Annotated in this window: 22 protein-coding genes; 13 read left to right on the forward strand and 9 right to left on the reverse strand. The window is 57.0% G+C overall.

What is annotated here, in order from left to right:
• The first annotated feature begins 29 nt into the window (after positions 1-29).
• Positions 30-731, forward strand: a complete 702-nt coding sequence (locus ACQG0S_RS02710; protein ID WP_063138015.1) for a hypothetical protein — start codon at positions 30-32, stop codon at positions 729-731.
• Complete coding sequence (locus ACQG0S_RS02715; RefSeq protein ID WP_048965587.1) at positions 728-1,162, forward strand: hypothetical protein; 435 nt, start codon at positions 728-730, stop codon at positions 1,160-1,162. Before ACQG0S_RS02710 ends, ACQG0S_RS02715 begins: the two co-directional genes overlap by 4 nt.
• 37 nt (positions 1,163-1,199) lie before the next feature.
• Here the strand turns inward: ACQG0S_RS02715 and ACQG0S_RS02720 are convergent, their stop codons facing one another.
• Both ACQG0S_RS02720 and ACQG0S_RS02725 read right to left on the reverse strand, forming a co-directional pair.
• Entirely contained in the window at positions 1,200-1,784 is a 585-nt protein-coding gene (locus ACQG0S_RS02720; RefSeq protein WP_048965586.1) for a class I SAM-dependent methyltransferase, read from the reverse strand.
• On the reverse strand, positions 1,784-2,797 hold the full coding sequence (locus ACQG0S_RS02725) for an HNH endonuclease domain-containing protein (RefSeq protein ID WP_048965585.1): 1,014 nt from the start codon (positions 2,795-2,797) through the stop codon (positions 1,784-1,786). Before ACQG0S_RS02725 ends, ACQG0S_RS02720 begins: the two co-directional genes overlap by 1 nt.
• A gap of 448 nt (positions 2,798-3,245) precedes the next feature.
• On the opposite strand from ACQG0S_RS02725, the gene ACQG0S_RS02730 reads away from it, so the two are divergent.
• From ACQG0S_RS02730 to ACQG0S_RS02745, 4 genes are all read left to right on the forward strand, one after another.
• Complete coding sequence (locus ACQG0S_RS02730) at positions 3,246-3,713, forward strand: SymE family type I addiction module toxin (RefSeq protein WP_074142845.1); 468 nt, start codon at positions 3,246-3,248, stop codon at positions 3,711-3,713.
• 216 nt (positions 3,714-3,929) lie between these two features.
• Positions 3,930-4,388: an STM2901 family protein gene (locus tag ACQG0S_RS02735; RefSeq protein WP_048965584.1), complete on the forward strand. Its 459-nt coding sequence runs from the start codon at positions 3,930-3,932 to the stop codon at positions 4,386-4,388.
• Positions 4,382-4,714 (forward strand): DUF1493 family protein, encoded by a 333-nt coding sequence (locus ACQG0S_RS02740; protein WP_048965583.1) that lies wholly within the window; start codon positions 4,382-4,384, stop codon positions 4,712-4,714. Before ACQG0S_RS02735 ends, ACQG0S_RS02740 begins: the two co-directional genes overlap by 7 nt.
• An 18-nt stretch (positions 4,715-4,732) precedes the next feature.
• Positions 4,733-5,230 carry an Hcp family type VI secretion system effector gene (locus ACQG0S_RS02745; RefSeq protein ID WP_048965581.1) on the forward strand — a complete coding sequence of 166 codons (498 nt, stop codon included), beginning with the start codon at positions 4,733-4,735 and terminating at the stop codon, positions 5,228-5,230.
• 55 nt (positions 5,231-5,285) lie between these two features.
• On the opposite strand, the gene ACQG0S_RS02750 is transcribed toward ACQG0S_RS02745, so the two are convergent.
• Together ACQG0S_RS02750 and trpS are read right to left on the reverse strand one after the other, a co-directional pair.
• Positions 5,286-5,627, reverse strand: coding sequence for a hypothetical protein (locus tag ACQG0S_RS02750; RefSeq protein WP_048965580.1), 342 nt, complete (start codon positions 5,625-5,627; stop codon positions 5,286-5,288).
• A gap of 176 nt (positions 5,628-5,803) precedes the next feature.
• The gene (trpS, locus tag ACQG0S_RS02755; protein ID WP_048965579.1) at positions 5,804-6,808 is read right to left on the reverse strand and encodes a tryptophan--tRNA ligase; all 1,005 of its coding nucleotides are present in this window, start codon (positions 6,806-6,808) and stop codon (positions 5,804-5,806) included.
• Between the two features lie 199 nt (positions 6,809-7,007).
• Between trpS and fosA the strand changes: the two genes are divergently transcribed.
• On the forward strand, positions 7,008-7,433 hold the full coding sequence (gene fosA / locus ACQG0S_RS02760; protein ID WP_048965578.1) for a FosA/FosA2 family fosfomycin resistance glutathione transferase: 426 nt from the start codon (positions 7,008-7,010) through the stop codon (positions 7,431-7,433).
• On the opposite strand, the gene ACQG0S_RS02765 is transcribed toward fosA, so the two are convergent.
• On the reverse strand, positions 7,419-8,426 hold the full coding sequence (locus ACQG0S_RS02765; protein ID WP_048965577.1) for a LacI family DNA-binding transcriptional regulator: 1,008 nt from the start codon (positions 8,424-8,426) through the stop codon (positions 7,419-7,421). The genes fosA and ACQG0S_RS02765 overlap by 15 nt on opposite strands.
• 185 nt (positions 8,427-8,611) lie before the next feature.
• Between ACQG0S_RS02765 and ACQG0S_RS02770 the strand changes: the two genes are divergently transcribed.
• Both ACQG0S_RS02770 and ACQG0S_RS02775 read left to right on the forward strand, forming a co-directional pair.
• Positions 8,612-9,700: a cellulase family glycosylhydrolase gene (locus ACQG0S_RS02770; protein ID WP_048965576.1), complete on the forward strand. Its 1,089-nt coding sequence runs from the start codon at positions 8,612-8,614 to the stop codon at positions 9,698-9,700.
• Between the two features lie 45 nt (positions 9,701-9,745).
• Positions 9,746-11,140 (forward strand): MFS transporter, encoded by a 1,395-nt coding sequence (locus tag ACQG0S_RS02775; RefSeq protein ID WP_048965575.1) that lies wholly within the window; start codon positions 9,746-9,748, stop codon positions 11,138-11,140.
• Positions 11,141-11,179: 39 nt separating this feature from the next.
• Here ACQG0S_RS02775 and ACQG0S_RS02780 read toward each other — a convergent pair whose 3' ends face one another.
• From ACQG0S_RS02780 to ACQG0S_RS02795, 4 genes are read right to left on the reverse strand one after another with little or no spacing between them, the layout of a single operon-like run.
• The gene (locus ACQG0S_RS02780) at positions 11,180-12,001 is read right to left on the reverse strand and encodes an alpha/beta fold hydrolase (RefSeq protein WP_022646918.1); all 822 of its coding nucleotides are present in this window, start codon (positions 11,999-12,001) and stop codon (positions 11,180-11,182) included.
• 30 nt (positions 12,002-12,031) lie between these two features.
• Positions 12,032-13,651, reverse strand: a complete 1,620-nt coding sequence (locus ACQG0S_RS02785; RefSeq protein WP_048965574.1) for an MFS transporter — start codon at positions 13,649-13,651, stop codon at positions 12,032-12,034.
• Complete coding sequence (locus ACQG0S_RS02790) at positions 13,648-14,055, reverse strand: DoxX family protein (RefSeq protein ID WP_023299234.1); 408 nt, start codon at positions 14,053-14,055, stop codon at positions 13,648-13,650. The genes ACQG0S_RS02785 and ACQG0S_RS02790 overlap by 4 nt, the downstream gene beginning before the upstream one ends.
• Positions 14,055-15,926, reverse strand: a complete 1,872-nt coding sequence (locus ACQG0S_RS02795) for an amidohydrolase (RefSeq protein WP_426749999.1) — start codon at positions 15,924-15,926, stop codon at positions 14,055-14,057. The genes ACQG0S_RS02790 and ACQG0S_RS02795 overlap by 1 nt, the downstream gene beginning before the upstream one ends.
• A 220-nt stretch (positions 15,927-16,146) precedes the next feature.
• On the opposite strand from ACQG0S_RS02795, the gene ACQG0S_RS02800 reads away from it, so the two are divergent.
• The 4 genes from ACQG0S_RS02800 (at position 16,147) to ACQG0S_RS02815 (ending at position 17,777) form a co-directional block, all read left to right on the forward strand.
• Positions 16,147-16,833 carry a hydrolase gene (locus tag ACQG0S_RS02800; protein WP_022646922.1) on the forward strand — a complete coding sequence of 229 codons (687 nt, stop codon included), beginning with the start codon at positions 16,147-16,149 and terminating at the stop codon, positions 16,831-16,833.
• Between the two features lie 61 nt (positions 16,834-16,894).
• Complete coding sequence (locus ACQG0S_RS02805; RefSeq protein WP_022646923.1) at positions 16,895-17,116, forward strand: DUF1427 family protein; 222 nt, start codon at positions 16,895-16,897, stop codon at positions 17,114-17,116.
• On the forward strand, positions 17,113-17,373 hold the full coding sequence (locus tag ACQG0S_RS02810) for a XapX domain-containing protein (RefSeq protein WP_006810276.1): 261 nt from the start codon (positions 17,113-17,115) through the stop codon (positions 17,371-17,373). The genes ACQG0S_RS02805 and ACQG0S_RS02810 overlap by 4 nt, the downstream gene beginning before the upstream one ends.
• A gap of 23 nt (positions 17,374-17,396) precedes the next feature.
• Entirely contained in the window at positions 17,397-17,777 is a 381-nt protein-coding gene (locus tag ACQG0S_RS02815) for a response regulator transcription factor (protein ID WP_063138021.1), read from the forward strand.
• The last annotated feature ends 6 nt before the right edge of the window (positions 17,778-17,783 follow it).

Consider the following 17,783-nt stretch of genomic DNA (forward strand, 5'->3'; position numbering starts at 1 on the left):
AAGCATGAGCACCAGAAGAGAGATTAAGCATGAGCACCAGAAGAGAGATTAAGGATGGGGCACTCTTTGACGTTCTCGACAGAGGGATCGTCTACACCGAGGCGTTGGGCTGGCTTGATATGGGACATGCCCGTGGCAATGACGTGGCGACGCTCAAACGTCAATTCGTTGAAGGAGAGCGTAGCGGTAAGCCATCTTATTCCGTCATGTATCGGCAAGATATGGGCGTCTTAAAATTCAAATCACGGCTCGGCGTCGGGAAGTTCTCTCATTGGGAAATTAAGCGTGGCCGGAGTACCGAAGACATTAACAGAATCATGCTGGCGATGATGATGAACACCGCATCCAGATTCGAAGGTCTGCAAAGCCTGCAATCATTCTCGTGGTATACGGACAGCGGCTTTAGCGGTGAGGATTTGGTCTCCGACCTGTTCGGGTTCTATCGGGCAATCATTCCTGGCCGGTACGGCTACCGTCTCAAACCCGTGAGCTATGAATCAGCCGTTCGCCGCTGGGATTACTACGGCGCTATCGGTTCCCATAAAAACCATGGCTTTCGCCCGATTCTCTTTCCTGATCCTGAGGATCAGTGTGTGCGGCACCAGCCGTATACGGTCAATCTTCCGCATTTTATGACATGGCTCAGGCCGTGGGATGATTTTGCATCCGGAGTGGTGAAGGTCATTACAAACGATGGGACATCGCTCTCATTCATGGGGGCTAAGCTATGACAATCCTTTTAAAAGTCCTGAAGTGGTGCACACTCTCGGTTGTCACCGTCTTTATCCTCGGATGGCTGTTTGTCTGGCTCGTGGCATCAAGTTCTGATGAAACGACGGTTTACACCGAAAATGACTTTTTCTACTACCACACGCTGACTGACAAGGATATTGAAAACGCCCCGCGTGTAACGGACGACTACTATTTCGAGGCGCATCCCGGCGATGGTTATGCCCCTTCAAATAGCATCTTCTTTAAAGGGGCTACCGGTGCGTCACCGTTGCGCGCGTATCTCGAAACGCTGGGATACACAAAGGAAAAGCGTCGCCTGGGGGAAAAGGAGATCTGGTCTAAACCCGATCAGGTCAAAGGGGATATTTTCTATCTGTACTTCAATGCCGCCACGGGTGAAGTTGAGCTGACCAAAGTGATGAATTACTGAGTTAATTTACTCCGTGTCGATTAGCACCGCCTGATGCTCAAGCGGCGTTTTTTCGTATTACCCCATTCAGCCATGTCTCATCCCTGTCCGGGCGGTTATCCTGAGTCGCCCACAGCGATGCTATTTCCATCCCCGGAACCGCCTTCAGCAACTCCCGCAACCCCTCTTCATCCAGATCCGTAAACCGTCTTTCACCCTGCACACGCTCACCGTTGCCATACTTAAAGGACACATACCAGACGCCGCCAGGCTTAAGCGCATCCGCAAGCTTCTGCATCACCGCAGGCAACTCAGAAGAGGGGACATGCAGCAAAGATGCACAACACCAGATCCCATCGTACTGCGCTTTACCGTCGATCTCTGAAAACGTCATCAGCTGCACGGGTAGCCCGGTATGTTGCTTTGCCAGCTCCACCATCGCGGAAGAGGCATCAAAAGCATCCACCAGATAACCCATCTCATGAAAGGCTTTTGCGTCCCGGCCTGAACCGCAGCCCGCATCAAGAACCCGGGCACCGTGAGGCAGATGTTGGGTGAAGGCCACGTATAGCGGGGTCATATCGACATTGACCGTGCCATCGAAGAAATCCTGCGCGTGGTTCTGATAGTAGTGAAGTGTCATTAAAACGTAGCCTCTCCTTCCGCGTTGGGTTTCCAGGTATGGATAAGTTTGTCCAGCGCGGCCTGCCAGTTACGCTGAAGAAAGCTCTTCCGTGCTTCAGGACGTTGCCCTGTCTGTAGAACAATCGTCTCATGCAACGGCAGTTTGCTCTGAATAAAATACTCATTGCGGGTGTGTAACCGTTGCAGGAGCCTGAGGTCGGGAATGCGTGCATATTTACCTTCGACGCCACGGTTACAACATCGACAGGCCAGCACTAAGTTCCATACGCCGTTAATATTGCTCACTTCATGGCGGGCAGCCCAGGGAATAAAGTGGTCGACGTCCGCCAGTTCTGCATCTCCCGGTACTAGGCTGATGGGTTTGAAGCAGTAAAAGCATCGTCCTTTCTGGTAACCATTAAGGCTGTCGCGGCAGCTGGTGATGTCTACGCGACGCGCGTTCACCTTCGTGAACAACAGCTGATTATCTTCGTCGAACTCCACGCCCACAAGGTTACGTGAAATCCCCATCGACCAGGCCTGTTCTACCAGGTTCCAGCGGGCATTTGTTTCAAAGGCGAGGTTTTTATACTGCAGGCGTTCGCCCAGTAAAAAGAAGTTATCCGTCAGGCGGATCCCGTTGTTGGTTTTGCGCTCATCGAGGAAAAAACGTTTATCGATCTCGCCCTGGTTTACGTAGTGAAAGGCATCGATCACGTTGTTAAAGCCAAGGCGCACCGTCGCTTCAATGAGTTGGGCATGGGTGATTTCCCCTCGGTTGAACTTCAGGCAGGTTTCCAGAAATTGGCTGCTGCGGGAGGTGATCTGTTTTGGCGCGTGCTTCAGGTGCTCGCAAAGATAACGGCTGAACGGCACAGCAAGCTGGTCTAGCGTTATCAAATCGCTGCCCGTCTTATCCACTTCATACAACGCTGACGCCAGCGCAAATTTGTAAGATGCGACGTTCCTTCCAAAGAGGATCACACCACGCCAGTAGTTCTCAAGCGTCGGATCGGCCTGATAAAATTCCATCGATGAAGTCCTGTTACGGTTGGCTGGGCAGGGCGTTACTAAAGCCTGTAACAGGATCACATAACAAAATCAGAGTGATGTAAATCGTTAATCTATAGGTTTGATGAATTTTTGAGAGATATGTGAGAAAGGTGTGGAGGCAACCGATGCGGCATTAGCGCCAGGTTTGCGAACGAACAGATATCTGGAGGAGGTGAGTTGAAGTGATTTCTAGCCGAAGCGTTGTCATCTCTCGAATTAAAACCCTATTTCCTGAATCCCCCTCGCAAATTCCAAATTAACCCCACACCAAACCGCTGTATTTATATTCAGCCCTGTATAATGAGCACCAGAAAGTACGCCGAACGGCAAATGAAGTATCAAAGAATATTTAACGAGGGATTCGCGATATGAAGGTGCTGCAACACCCCCATACCGCTAACCACAACCAACTAGACAGGAGTTGAAAATGGCTGCGACGAATTTTAAGCCAGAGTTTACTGTTTGCAAAACAGAATCAGACGCTTTCACCGGCATGATTGAAAACCGCGAGCTGGTACGCAAAAACAGCGCCCGCCGTCTTCACGGTAACCAGACCAACGTAGCGCCCGTCCATCCCCGCGCGGAAACGCCTCAGGACAGTGCCGCCTGCTGTGAATTGTATGCCCGCATAGACATGAAATATCTTCTCCTGGGCGGCGAGTGGCTAACCCGTGCAGGCTTTATCAACGGTATGCCGGTGAAAATCCGCGCCATGAAAGACTGCATTGTGATTACGCCGCAGCATACAAGAGAATTATGGGGATGCCTGGAAGGTATGAGTGTGGTGAATATAAATAAGCAGAAAGTCGCTCAGTGGTTAAAAACGTTTCCGGGAGCGCTGAATGATACCGGAGATATCCCGTTAGTTAAGCGCAATATAGGCCAGGCAAAATAATAACGTATTGGAACACCCTTGATCCTAAATCGAGGGTGTTTAAATTAGTGGAAGGCGTAGTCTATTTTTTCAATAATATAATAGAACTGAATGCTATAGCTGTGTTTTGATCATTTTGATTATATTAGAAGGTTTTACAGAAGTATGCTGGAGATCTCAATTTAGTTATTGTCGAACATTTATGATTCTTCTTAGAGCAACTCAATGGAATGAACTATGGACACAACCGAAGAACTAAATGGAACGTATTTTTATGCTGGCAGAACAAATCTTACCGCTGGTGGCCTTTTCTTTATGATTTACTGCGAATCCATTGCCGATCATTTTGGTATTGACGACGTCGCTGGAATTGCTGCGCTATACAGCGGTGCTAATAATCAGAAGACCAGAAAGAAACCCGCGGGAGCGAAGGAAGGAACGTCTCGAGCCTCGAAAGCCATGAGGCGTTATTTTAAACAAGCAAAGTTCCCGTATGGCATCAAACTCCCGACTTGGATTGGCGGCTACACGCCATGGACTGTACGCTGTAGGATGGTTTCACAAATCAGTACGTTTATCGGAAGAACGATTCCATTAGTTGGTATGGTGATATTAGTCGCTGATGTATCACTAATCACCTATGCTGCAATACGTGATTATAATCGAATCGCACGGGGCAGCGACAAACTATGGTAGAGAGTATTGAGCAGCGCATCTACGCCTTAGCCAGACGCTATAACGGCGTTTATCTGATGAATAACGAAGCGAAGCAGAAATTACTGAATGCAAAAACTGATTTGGATACTGACATGCAGCTTGATGTCACTGAAGCAGAAGATTTAATGGAAGAGTTTTTTAAAGAATTTGATGTTGATAGAGGGAATTTTAACATAAACACCTACTATCCTGATGAGCCTTTTTCATGGAATCCATTCAAAAAATTCCCGGTGGTGATGGTTCCAGATTTCACTATCGGAATGCTTATCGAATCCGCAAAAGCGGGCAAATGGTTATACGACTAAAACGCAAGGAGCAATAGAATGGCCGTACCTGTACATCTCTTTTTAACCAATGACGGTGGCACAATGATTTGTGGTTCTTGTGATGTTGCACAAAGGGAACGAAGTATTGAGCTAAGAGGATTACAACATAACCTCAGCCTGCCAACCGACTCGGCAACGGGAAAGGTCACTGGCACTCGCCAACATTCGCCGTTTCAGTTTACCAAGGAATTGGATAGCTCTTCGCCCTATCTGTTCAAAGCGGCAGCAACGGGTCAGACCCTTAAAACGGCAGAATTCAGGTTTTACCATATTAACTATTCCGGGCAGGAGGAGGAGTATTACCGAATCACACTCGAGAACGTTAAGGTCATTTCTGTGAGTCCAGTCATGTACGACACCCGAGGCTGTCCGGGGACGGGGCATATGGAGGAGGTGGCGTTTAATTATGAGAAGATTACCCATTTGTACAAGGACGGTAACTTGTTAGCGCACGATGCGTGGAATGAACGCCCAACCTCTGGCACTGCTGCATAACTTTATATAAACTTGCCCGCCAGCGTTTCGTATGCGCGGGCAGGGATTATCATTACTAATCTCTTTTCGTCAATGATGGCCTAAACATCATAAAAATAACCCACGCAAACATCCCAATAATCTTCATCGGCCAGGGTTCTAACACATGCAGACACACAATTGCTCCAATCACTAATAGCGCACCTTCTGCCAGTTCAGCTATCCCCCCTAAAATATGTAACTTATGAGGCAATACTCGATTAAGTAATGTCGCAATAAGCTGTGCACTTCCTAATATGATTGTTATTGCGATTGTACGGTCCTCCCAGTTATCAAAACTAACCAAAGAAATGAGGCATGTAGCCAGTACATAACCACAAAATAATATATTAAGCATGTAAATAATAAAGTTGCCCATAGTATTTTTCGAGACGGTTGAAAAAATAAAGAGTCTATGAATATAGCGCTCTCAACAGAATGACAAACGACATTGGCTAATAAAGCATTTCAGAATTTATTGCGCCTCGCTGATTTCCGAAATAATCAAGTTAGCGGCTTCATGCCAATTCCACGCACTCCACCGCTAAACCTACTTTAACTAAACACCGGCACCCCCAGCCCAACCTTCACCTCCCTCAGCGTCTCCTGCGTCACCCCCTGCGCCCGTTCCGTCCCGCGCTTCAGCATCGCCATCAATTCCCCCTTATCCCGCATATACATCGCCCTCCGCTCCCGCATCGGCGCAATCAGCTCCTGCAGGCACGCCTCCAGCTCGTTCTTACAAACCCGGTCGCCCAGCCCGCCCGCCTGATAGTGCGCCTTCATCGCCGCCACTTTGTCCTTGTCCGGATGAAACGCGTCGAGGTACGTAAACACCACGTTCCCCTTAATCTGCCCCGGGTCGCTCACCTTCAGGTGGTTCGGGTCGGTATACATAGCGCTCACCGCACGGTGAATGGTCTCTTCGCTGGCCGAAAGGTGCAGCGTGTTGCCGAGCGATTTCGACATCTTGGCGCTGCCGTCGATGCCGGGCAGGCGGCTGGTGTCGCTCAGCATCGCCTTACAGTGGTGCAGCACCGGGGCGGGCAGCAGGCTGTTCATCTTGTGCACAATCTCGTTGGTCTGCTCAATCATCGGCAGCTGGTCGTCGCCGACGGGCACGCACTCGGCCTTAAACGCGGTGATGTCCGCCGCCTGGCTGATGGGGTAGGCCATAAACCCGACCGGCAGCGAGCGGGCGAAGCCCTTCTGCGCAATCTCGTTTTTCACCGTCGGGTTACGCTCCACGCGGGCGACGGTGACGATGTTCATATACAGCATCGTCAGCTCGGCGAGGGCGGGCAGGGCGGACTGCAGGCAGATCGTGGTCAGGTTCGGGTCGATGCCGGCGGCGAGGTAGTCGGCCAGCACTTCGGGAATGTTGTCGCGAATTTTTTGCGGGTTGCTGCCGTTGTCGGTCAGACCCTGCAGGTCGGCAATCAGCACAAACTGGCTGTGCGTCTGCTGGAGCGCCACGCGCTGGCGCAGCGATCCGACGAAGTGGCCGAGATGCAGCGGGCCGGTTGGGCGGTCGCCGGTGAGGATGGTTGGTGCGTTCATAAAGACTCCTTAATGTGCAATTGCCGAAAGGGGTCTTAGAAATGTGAAAGCCGCCTTTCGGCGGCTATCTGAAAATGGGGAAAACTACTCCGTGCCGCCTTTAAGAAGGCAGCCACCAGCGGTTTACGGTGAGCACGGCGTGGTTTATGTTCATCTCTTTACCGTATCACGTCCGGCGCGAAAAACAAAAGGGCACGTCATGCTGCAATCTCTCAATCATCTGACCCTCGCGGTCAGCGACCTGCAAAAAAGCGTCAGCTTCTGGCACGAGCTGCTGGGGCTGACGCTGCACGCCCGCTGGAATACCGGGGCCTATCTCACCTGCGGCGATCTGTGGGTCTGCCTGTCCTACGACGAGGCGCGCCAGTACGTGCCGCCGCAGGAGAGCGACTACACCCACTACGCGTTTACCGTGGCGGAAGAGGATTTTGAACCGTTCTCGCACAGGCTGGAGCAGGCGGGCGTCACCGTCTGGAAGCAGAACAAAAGCGAGGGGGCGTCGTTCTATTTCCTCGACCCGGACGGGCACAAGCTGGAGCTGCACGTGGGCAGCCTCGCCGCGCGGCTGGCGGCGTGTCGCGAGAAGCCCTATGCGGGCATGGTATTTACTTCAGACGGGGCTTGAGGCGCGCACCTTCAGCCTGCCCGCCAGCGTCACGTGTGTGGCGGCATCTTCCTGATTGCACAGGTACTCCACCGCCAGCCGTCCCAGCTCGCTGTAGGGCAGCTGGATACTGGTCAGCGGTGGGGTGAGCTGCTCGGAGATCTTCTGGTCGTCGTAGCCCGCCAGCAGCATGTCCTGCGGGATACGCACGCCATTCACCGCCAGCGCCTGGTAGCAGCCAATCGCCAGCCAGTCGCTGGCACAGAAAATGGCGTCCGGGCGCTCGGTCAGTTCCAGCAGCGAAGCTGTCGAGGTATAGGACTCGCTGAACTGCCAGTTGGTCTGGCGCACCAGGCTCTCGTCACACGTTAAACCGGCCTGCTTCAATGCCGCCTGGTAGCCCGCCAGACGCTGGCGCGAGGCCTCCATCCAGCTCTCGCCGGTGATGTGGGCGATGCGCGTGGCGCCGCAGGCGATGAGGTGTTTAGTCACCTGGAAGGCATTGGCGTAGTCGTCCGGGATAAACGACGGCAGCAGCGGCGAGCCAGGGTCGCGCTGGTTGAGCAGCAACAGCGGGATGCGGGTACAGTCCTGAAATGGCGTCATATCGACGACGTTCGTGACCGGAGAGGCAAGGATAATCCCGATGCAGTTGCGCTTGTCCAGCTGGCGGATGATGTTCAGGGCCAGCTCCACGTCGTCGCCGTAGTCGTAGACGGTGAGCAGCGTCTCGTTGCGCCACGCCGCTTCCCGCGCCTGGCTGATGGCGTCGATAAACGGGTCGAAGCTCTGCAACGAGCTGACCAGAAGGGCGATCTCCTCCTGGTTGCGCGGAGCGTGAATGGCAGGAAGACGGTCGTAGCCGAGCTCGGTAGCGACGCTAATCACCCGCTGGCGGGTGTCGTCGCTGAGCTTGATGTTGCGGGACTGGTTAAGCACCAGCGATACCGTCGCCTGCGACACGCCCGCCGCCCGCGCAATATCGTTCATCGTCACTTTCGTTTTTCGCTTCATCCGTCCTCTCCCTTTCGCGAATTTGCATCATACCCTAACCGCACACTTTAGCGCCGTCGATCACGTTTCTCATTCATCGAAGCGTGAACTTTGTGAGAGGCGTCGCTTTTCTTTGCACCGCGATTTGCGCATTTATCCCGCGACTAATATTTATTAGCTAAACATTATCAGCAAGAGGATGCGTAATGAAAGAGCAGTGGAGTAAAGAACAGGCACAGGCGTGGTATCAGCAAAAAGGCTGGCTGTGCGGGTTCAACTATCTGCCGTCGACAGCGGTGAACTGGACCGATATCTGGCAGGAAGAGACCTTCGATCCCGCCACTATCGACCGCGAGCTGGGCTGGGCGGCGGACGCGGGCTATAACACCCTGCGCATCAACCTGCCGTTCATCGTCTGGGAGCACGACCGCGACGGGCTGATGGCGCGCATCGACCGCTTTTTGACGATTGCCGACGACAACGGGTTCAGCACCATGCTGACCCTGATGGACGACTGCGGTTTCTCCGGCGACGAGCCGTACCTCGGCCCGCAAAAGCCGCCCGTACCGGGCAAACACAACAGCCAGGCGGCGGCGAGCCCGGGGCGCGACAAGGTGTGCGATCGAGACTGCTGGCCACAGATTGAGCGCTATATCCGCGACGTTGTGCGCCAGTTCCGCGAGGATAAGCGCGTATTGCTCTGGGATCTGTATAACGAGCCGGGAAACCGCGGCATTTTCGCGACGGGCACGGAAGAGGTGCTGTACGACGAGAAGCTGGAGACCTGCGCGCACGAGTTGATGAAGCTGGCGTTCCGCTGGGTGCGTGAGGAAGACCCGACCCAGCCGCTTACCGTCTGCGCCTGGCGTCTGCCGGCGGAAGAGGAGGGCGAGACGTTTTATCAGCACCCGCTGGACCAGACCGCGCTGGAACTGTCGGACGTGGTGAGCTATCACGCCTACACCAATACCGGGCGCATGACGGCGATTATCCAGCAACTTCAGGCGCTGGGCCGCCCAATCTTCTGCACCGAATGGCTGGCGCGTCACGTGGGCGGCACCATCGAAGAGCAGCTCCCGCTGATGTACATGGCAAAGGTCGCGCCGTATCAGTGGGGGCTGGTGCGCGGTAAAACCCAGACCTGGCTGCCGTGGCCGGTGGTGATGAAGGAGTCCACGGACTACTGCCGCCTGTGGTTCCACGACGTGTTCGAGGAGAACGGTATCCCGTTTTCACGCGCTGAAATCGCGCTGATGAAGAAGCTGCGCAATATCGCCCCGGATCCGCAGGGCTAATAATAACGACCCGGCGCGCTGTCGCCGGGCAACCAGGTACACACTATGGCAATGACAATGAAAATACCGTCTCGCGAGTTATGGTCCTACTTTGGCTATGGTTTAGGTCAGTGTTTTAGCTTTGGTTTAGTGGGTTCGTTTATAAACTATTTTTACACCGACGTGCTGGGGATCTCGGCGCTGGCGGCAAGTACCATCTTCCTGATTGCCCGCGCGTGGGACGCGGTTCACGATCCGCTGTTTGCCAGCATTATGGACACCATTAACAGCCGGTTTGGCAAGTTTCGCCACTTTTTACTGATTGCGCCGCTGCTGATTACCGGCGTCACTCTGCTGGCGTTCTATAAAATCGAAGCGGACATGACCACCAAAATCCTCTACGCCGGGGTGACGTATATCCTGTGGGGGACGCTGTACGCCATCTCCGATATCCCGTTCTGGTCGATGTCGTCGGTGATGACCAACGACTCCGGCCAGCGCACCCGCGCGGTAACGGCGGCGATGCTCGGGGTGAACGCCGGGATTGCCTGCGCCAATATCTTCTTCCCGAAGCTGGCGGCGTTCTTTGCCCAGTACAGCAACGATAAAGGCTACTTTATGGCGGCGCTGGTGATGATGCTGGTGGGCCTGCCGCTGATGCTCAACGGCTTTATGCAGATCAAAGAGCGCGTCCCGCCCAGCCCGGAAAAGGTGACGATGCGCGACACCTTCCACAACCTGCGCCAGAACAAGCCGCTGTTTATCGTCCTGCTGTCGTTCTTTTTCTGCGTGTTCCATAACGTGGCGGGCGGACTCTATATCTACTTCTTTATCAACAACATGGGCGACGGCAGCCTGCAAATGGCAATTGGCGTGATGGGGATAGTGGCGGCGGTGCTGTGCCTGGTCGCCCCGCTGCTGACGCGCCGGATGCAGAAGCGGAAGCTGTTTATGATCCTCTGCGGGCTGGACGTGGCGGTGCGCGTGGTGATGTGGTTCACGGGCTATCAGCACACGGCGCTGCTGTTTATCCTGCTCGGCCTGAGCACGCTGTTCGTGATGATGACCAACATCCTCACCTCGTCGATGATTGCCGACACCATCGAGTACGCGGAGTACCACACTAACAAGCGCTGCGCAGCGATCACCTTCTCCGGGCAGACCTTTACCGGCAAGATGTCGGTGGCGGTGGGCGGTGGGTTAATCGGCGTGTTTCTGACGATGATCGACTATGTGCCGCAGGCGCAGTCACAGAGCGACAGCGTGCTGTCGGGGCTGTTCTTTGGCATTTGTTTGTTGCCGGCGATTGGGTCGCTGATCCGCATGGGCTTTATGTCGCGCTTTACCTTTACCGAGGAGAAGCATGCGGAGATTTGTCGGCTGCTGGCGGAGCGGAATGCGTCTGCGAAAGCGCCGGGTGGTGGCTGCGCCTTACCCGGCCTACAGGACCAGCCCTTGTAGGCCTGATAAGCGAAGCGCCATCAGGCTTCGCGTAATGACTTACAGCGACTTCACAAACGCCAGCAGATCTTCGTTGAGCTGATCCTGGTGGGTCAGCGCGAAGCCGTGCGGCGCGTTGTCGTACACCTTCAGCGTGGCGTTTTTGATCATCTCCGCCGCCAGCTTGCCGGTGCTTTCAAACGGCACGATCTGGTCGTTGCTGCCGTGGATCACCAGCGTTGGCACGTCGATTTTCGCCATATCCGGGCGGAAGTCGGTTTCGGCGAAGGCGGTCACGCAATCGATGGTGCCCTTCAGGGACGCCAGCAGGGCGATGTTCAGCGTCTGCGTCAGGGCACCCGCGGAAACGGTCTGCCCGGCGTTGGTGCCGTAGAACGGGGTGGCGAAGTCGCTGATGAACTGGGCGCGGTCTTTACGCAGTCCGTCACGGATGCCGTCGAACACGCTCTGATCCACACCCTGCGGGAAGGAGTCGGATTTGCCGAAGATTGGCGTCACCGCGCCCAGCAGCGCCAGACCAGCCACGCGTTCGCTGCCGTAGTTGTTGATGTAGCGGGTCACGTCGCCGCCGCCCATGGAGAAGCCCACCAGCGTTACGTCGCGCAGATCCAGGGTAGTAATCAGGTCGTTAATGTCGGACGCAAAGGTGTCGTAGTCATAGCCGTTCCACGGCTGATCCGAACGCCCAAAGCCGCGACGGTCAAAGGCGATGGCGCGGAAGCCGCGCTCGGCCAGGTAGTTCAGCTGGCTGTCCCACATGTCGCCGTCCAGCGGCCAGCCGTGGCTGAAGAGGATCGGTTTGCCCGCGCCGCAGTCTTTGTAGTAAATCTGCGTGCCGTCTTTTGCCTTAAACAGTGCCATAGTGTGTTCCTGTGCAGGTGATTGTTATGGTTATACCGGCGCGACCAGATAGCGAATTGCCGGTGATGTTGTGCCCTGATGAAAAGCCAGAACGCGGCTCTGCAACAGGAGGTCATTCATGGTGTGGCGTTCCTGCTGGCGCAAATGCTCAATCCAGGAACCCATCAGGAAGGTCTCGATAAACAGCCCTGGACGTTCGATATCCTCGTACACCGCCCAGCTCATCGCTCCGGCGCGGCGGCGCACCCGGCGTAGCTCGTGCACGGCCTGCAAAAACGCTTTCGCGTCCTGTGGGTCGATGATGTACTCGTGCGACACCAGCACCGGGCCGCGCTCGTTCGGGAGTTCAATCTCCACGCCGTCCAGCGGCTGGCCGCTGAGGTCGAGATTTAAATTCGGATCTTTCTCCAGCTTCCAGCGGAACACCGTCGCGCTCGCCAGCACCATGCCCAGCGTGGCGACAACCAGCGAGGTCGGGGTGCCAAACTGCGAGGCGAGCTGGCCCCAGACGGCGCTGCCTGCGGTCATCGAGCCGAAGAACACCGTCAGATACACAGCCAGCGCCCGGGCTTTTACCCAGCGGGCGGCGCTGCGCTGTGCGCCAAGGTTGAGGGTGGAGAGCACCGCAATCCACGCGAAGCCGGTAAAGAACTCAAACAGGTTCAGCAGCCAGACGTGGCGCACGAACGCCAGCGCCAGCATGGTGAGGGCAAACGTCAGGCTGGCGGCCACCATCAGGCGGTCGGCATTCAGCCGCTGGCGCAGGCGCGGCAGCAGGATCGCCCCGGCAATCGCCCCCAGGCCGATACACGCCAGCATCACGCCGTAGCCCGCCGGGCCTAAGCCCAGCTCGCGGCGCGCCACCAGCGGCAGTAACGCCCAGCCCGCGCTGCCGAAAACGAAGAACGCCACGGTACGCACCAGCACGTTACGCAGCACCGGGGCGGCGTGCACGTAGCGAATGCCGGACCGCACCGCCGAGAAGAAGTGCTCCGGCGGCAGCCGCTGCACGGAAGGCGCCGGACGCCAGCGCCACAGCACCCACGCCACGCCCACAACGGACAGTGCGTTCAGGGCAAACACCATCCACGGGCCGGCGAGCGACAGCAGAAAACCGCCCAGCGCCGGGCCAATCGCCCGGCTGATGTTCACCCCGAGCGAGTTCAGCGCCACGGCGGCACCCAGCTCCGGCTTGCTCACCAGATCGGGCACCACGGCCTGGAACGGCGGCGAGCTCATCGCCGCGCCCACGCTCAGCAGAAACGTCGCCACCAGCAGAACGGTGGGGGTGACGTGTCCGGTGAAGGAGAGCACCGTCAGCCCGGCGGCGGCGATGAACACCCACAGCTGGGAGAAGAGCAGGTATTTACGTCGGTCAACGATGTCCGCCATCACCCCGGACGGCAGGGCGAAGAGGAACATCGGCAGGCTGCTGGCTGCCTGCACCAGCGCGATGTCCAGCGGGTCGGCGCTCAGAGTCAGCATGCTCCAGTTGATGCCGACGTCGCTCATCCATGAGCCGACGTTAGAGACCACCGTGGCGATCCACAGCATGCGGAACACCGGCTGGCTCAGCGGCTGCCAGGGCGAAGCCGCCGATGCGGGCGTCGTCTCGACGTGTGCGTCGCGAACGTCGTTAACCTGGGTCATGCGAACCTCTCCGTCGTCTTACGCTGCAGCCGCCACTGGCCCGGTCCGGTGAGGGCGAGGGTGGTGAAGATAATCAGCAGCAGCCAGCCAAACTGCCCTTCGGCAATCGACCAGTCCGGGTGCACCGCCAGCATCGCCACCAGCAGCACGGCGATAATCGGCAGGCACGCCAGGCGGGTGTAAACCCCTGCAATGATAAACAGCGGGCAGATGACCTCGGCGACGATCGCCGGGATCAGGCTCGCGTAAGGTCCGAAACCAAACGGATCTTCGATGCGCGTCAGCTCTTCGCTGAAGTGGAGCACCTTCGGCAGGCCGTGCACGTAAAGCAGCAGCAGGCTGCCGGTCAGGCGCAGGAAGAACAGCCCCGGATCGATCCGGGGTGAAGCGTCATTTTGTTTCATCAGAATGCAAAGCAGCTGCAGCCCAGCGCCCCCCAGAAAGCGTTATCGTCGGACACCGGCATCTCTGACGTGCGGGCGAAATCATGCTGGTGGCTATGAACCCCGCACGGGCCGCTGCAGTGGTGGACGGCGCTCATGCCGACGCGTGCGGCCTGCGGCGGCGCGCTGCGGTAGTGGCCCGGCACCTTCACCACCGGGGACCACTCGGGCAGGACCGGAATGGCGGGCGGCGCGAGCGGGCCAAAGCTGCCAGCGGCGTAGACGATATCGCCGTTCACCACGGTGAGGACGGACTCGATGCCCTTGATCTCCTCTTCCGGCACGCGGAAGTAATCTTTGCTGAGCACCGCCAGATCCGCGAGCTGGCCCGTTTTGATCTGCCCCTTCTGGTTCTGCTCGCTGGAGAACCACGCGCTGCCCTGGGTCCAGAGCATCAGGGCGGTATCGCGATCCAGACGGGCGCTGTGATCGTACATCTGCATCCCGCCAACGGTGCGGCCGGAGACCAGCCAGTAGAGCGCGGTCCACGGGTTATAGCTTGCCACGCGGGTGGCGTCGGTGCCTAAGCCCACCGGCACGCCGGTCTCCAGCATTTTCGCCACCGGCGGCGTGTGGCGGGTGGCTTCGATGCCGTAACGCTCGGCGAAGTATTCCCCCTGGAAGGCCATGCGGTGCTGCACGGCAATGCCGCCGCCCAGTTCTTTGATGCGGTCGATGTTGGCCTGTGACACGGTTTCGGCGTGGTCGAAGAACCAGTGTAGCCCGTTGAACGGAATGTCGCGGTTCACCTTCTCGAACACGTCCAGCATGCGGCTGATGGATTCGTTATAGGTGGCGTGCAGGCGGAACGGCCAGCGGTGTTCGACCAGATGGCGCACCACGCGCTCCAGCTCGTCCTCCATGCCCGGCGCGAGATCCGGGCGCGGCTCGAGGAAGTCTTCAAAATCGGCGGCGGAGAAGACCAGCATCTCGCCCGCGCCGTTGTGGCGGAAGAAGTCGCTGCCCTGGCCCGGCGTGAGCATGTCGGTCCATTTTTCAAAGTCTTCCAGCTCGTGGCCCGGACGCTGGGTAAACAGGTTGTAGGCGATGCGGATGGTCATCTGCTTTTTCTCGTGCAGCTCGGCAATTACCTCGTAATCTTCCGGGTAGTTCTGGAAGCCGCCGCCCGCGTCGATGGCACTGGTCAGCCCCAGGCGGTTCAGCTCGCGCATGAACTGGCGCGTGGAGTTGACCTGCTGCTCCAGCGGCAGCTTCGGCCCTTTGGCGAGGGTTGAGTACAGGATCATGGCGTTAGGACGGGCGATCAGCATCCCGGTCGGGTTGCCGTTGGCGTCGCGCTGGATCTCGCCGCCCGGCGGGTTCGGCGTGTCCCTGGTGTAGCCGATCACCTTCAGCGCGGCGCGGTTGAGCAGGGCGCGGTCGTACAGGTGAAGGATAAACACCGGCGTATCCGGCGCGGCGTCGTTAATTTCATCCAGCGTCGGCATACGGCGCTCGGCAAACTGGAACTCGCTCCAGCCCCCCACCACGCGCACCCACTGGGGCGACGGCGTGCGCAGGGCCTGCTCTTTCAGCATGCGCAGGGCATCTGCCAGGGACGGTACGCCTTCCCAGCGCAGCTCGAGGTTGTAGTTCAGCCCGCCGCGGATCAGGTGCAGGTGCGAGTCGTTCAGGCCGGGGATGGCGGTGTGGCCTTTTAAGTCGACCATCTTAGTGCCGTCGCAGTGGTGTTGCATCACCTCGGCGACGGTGCCCACTTCCAGGAATTTCCCGTCGCGCACGGCAACGGCTTCCGCGAGAGGGTTCTCGCGATCGACGGTGTGAAACTGGCCGTTAACCAGAATGAGATCGGCTTTACCGAGGGTAACCATAACTGCTCCAGACTGAGAGGGGAATGGTCAGGATTATGGGAACCGGTTTCGGGAAAGATCCAGTTATACAATAGGATAGGTATACCAAAGTATAACTATACCTTAGGTTAACTATACGAAGAGATAATTACGCGCCAGCGGCGTGGGTCATAGGATGAATGCGATTTTATCGGCGTGCTGTTCGCGGCGATTTTAACCTTTAACCTCACTGGATAATCTTATGACCACTACAAAGCTCGAAGTCTTAACCCCAGCCAACTGTCAGATCATCTTCATCGACCACCAGCCGCAGATGGCGTTTGGCGTGCAGTCTATTGACCGCCAGGTGCTGAAAAACAACACCGTGGCGCTGGCGAAAGCGGCAAAAGTGTTCAACATCCCGACCATCATCACCACCGTAGAGACCGAAAGCTTCTCCGGTAACACCTATCCGGAGCTGCTGGATGTGTTCCCGGGCCAAGACATTCTGGAGCGTACCTCCATGAATTCCTGGGACGACCAGAAGGTGCGTGACGCGCTGAAGGCTAACGGCAAGAAGAAGGTGGTTGTCGCGGGCCTGTGGACCGAAGTGTGCAACAACAGCTTTGCCCTGTGCGCGATGCTGGAAGGGGACTACGAAATTTATATGGTGGCGGACGCGTCCGGCGGCACCTCCAAAGAAGCCCACGACTTCGCGATGCAGCGCATGATCCAGGCGGGCGTGATCCCGGTGACCTGGCAGCAGGTGATGCTGGAGTGGCAGCGTGACTGGGCACATAAAGAGACCTATACCGCGGTGATGGATATCGTGCGCGAGCACTCCGGCGCCTACGGCATGGGCGTGGATTATGCCTACACCATGGTGCACAAAGCGCCGTCTCGCCAGAAGAGCGAGCACCGTACCTTAGCGCCGGTTCCGGCACGCTAAATCCCGGCGGCGGGCTGGTCCCTCATCCGGCTCGTCACTGCCTTTTTCTCTGGAGTTCACAATGAGTACAGGGTTGATATCCCTCGCGGCAGGCGTGCTGATTGGCCTGATGTATGCCGTGCTGAAGGTGCGTTCCCCCGCGCCGCCCGCGCTGGCGCTGATTGGCCTGCTGGGTATGCTGGCAGGGGAACAGGCGATGCGTCATCTTTTATCCCGCGATAATCCCGCTGGCGTGCAGGTGACGGTTCCCCACGTTCAGCACCTGACCGGAGCGTCATCATGAAGGCCTGGATTATTTCGCTGGTGTGCGGGGTCGCGGCTGGGGTAATTTACGCCCTGCTCGACGTGCATTCCCCGGCGCCGCCGGTCGTCGCGCTGCTTGGCCTGTTCGGCATGCTGGTGGGTGAACAGCTGATCCCCATCGGACGGCGTCTGGTGAGCCGCGAACCGTTGACCCTGGCCTGGTTTCGTCATGAATGCGTACCGAAAATCAGCGGTACCGCGCCCCCAGCGCCCGCGAAGGAAAGCCGCGACGCGTAACGAATTGTTTGAGGAAAGACAGCATGACGCTGCCGTGGCGCATTGCCATCATTGATGACGAACGCTCTGTTCGCAGCGGGCTCAGTAACCTGCTGCAATCGGAAGGGTATGCTACCGATACCTTCGATTCGGCAGAGGTGTTTTTGAGCCACCCTCTCGCCCTGTCCGGCGCGTCGCTGGTGATCACCGACATCAAGCTGCGCGGCATGAACGGGATCGAGCTGTTTGAGAAGCTGCGGTTGCTGTCCACGCCGCCGCCGCCAATACTGTTTATCTCCGGCCATGCGGATGAAAATATGCAGCGGTATGCACTCAGCCTGGGTGCCGCTGCATTTTTGCGTAAGCCGATTAACATCGATATTCTGCTGGATCATATTCAGCGGGAGCTGACCCGCCGACAATAAGGATCG

The sequence above is a fragment of the Enterobacter cloacae complex sp. 418I7 genome (genome assembly GCF_050030705.1).
In the GTDB taxonomy this organism is placed as follows: Bacteria; Pseudomonadota; Gammaproteobacteria; order Enterobacterales; family Enterobacteriaceae; genus Enterobacter; species Enterobacter intestinihominis.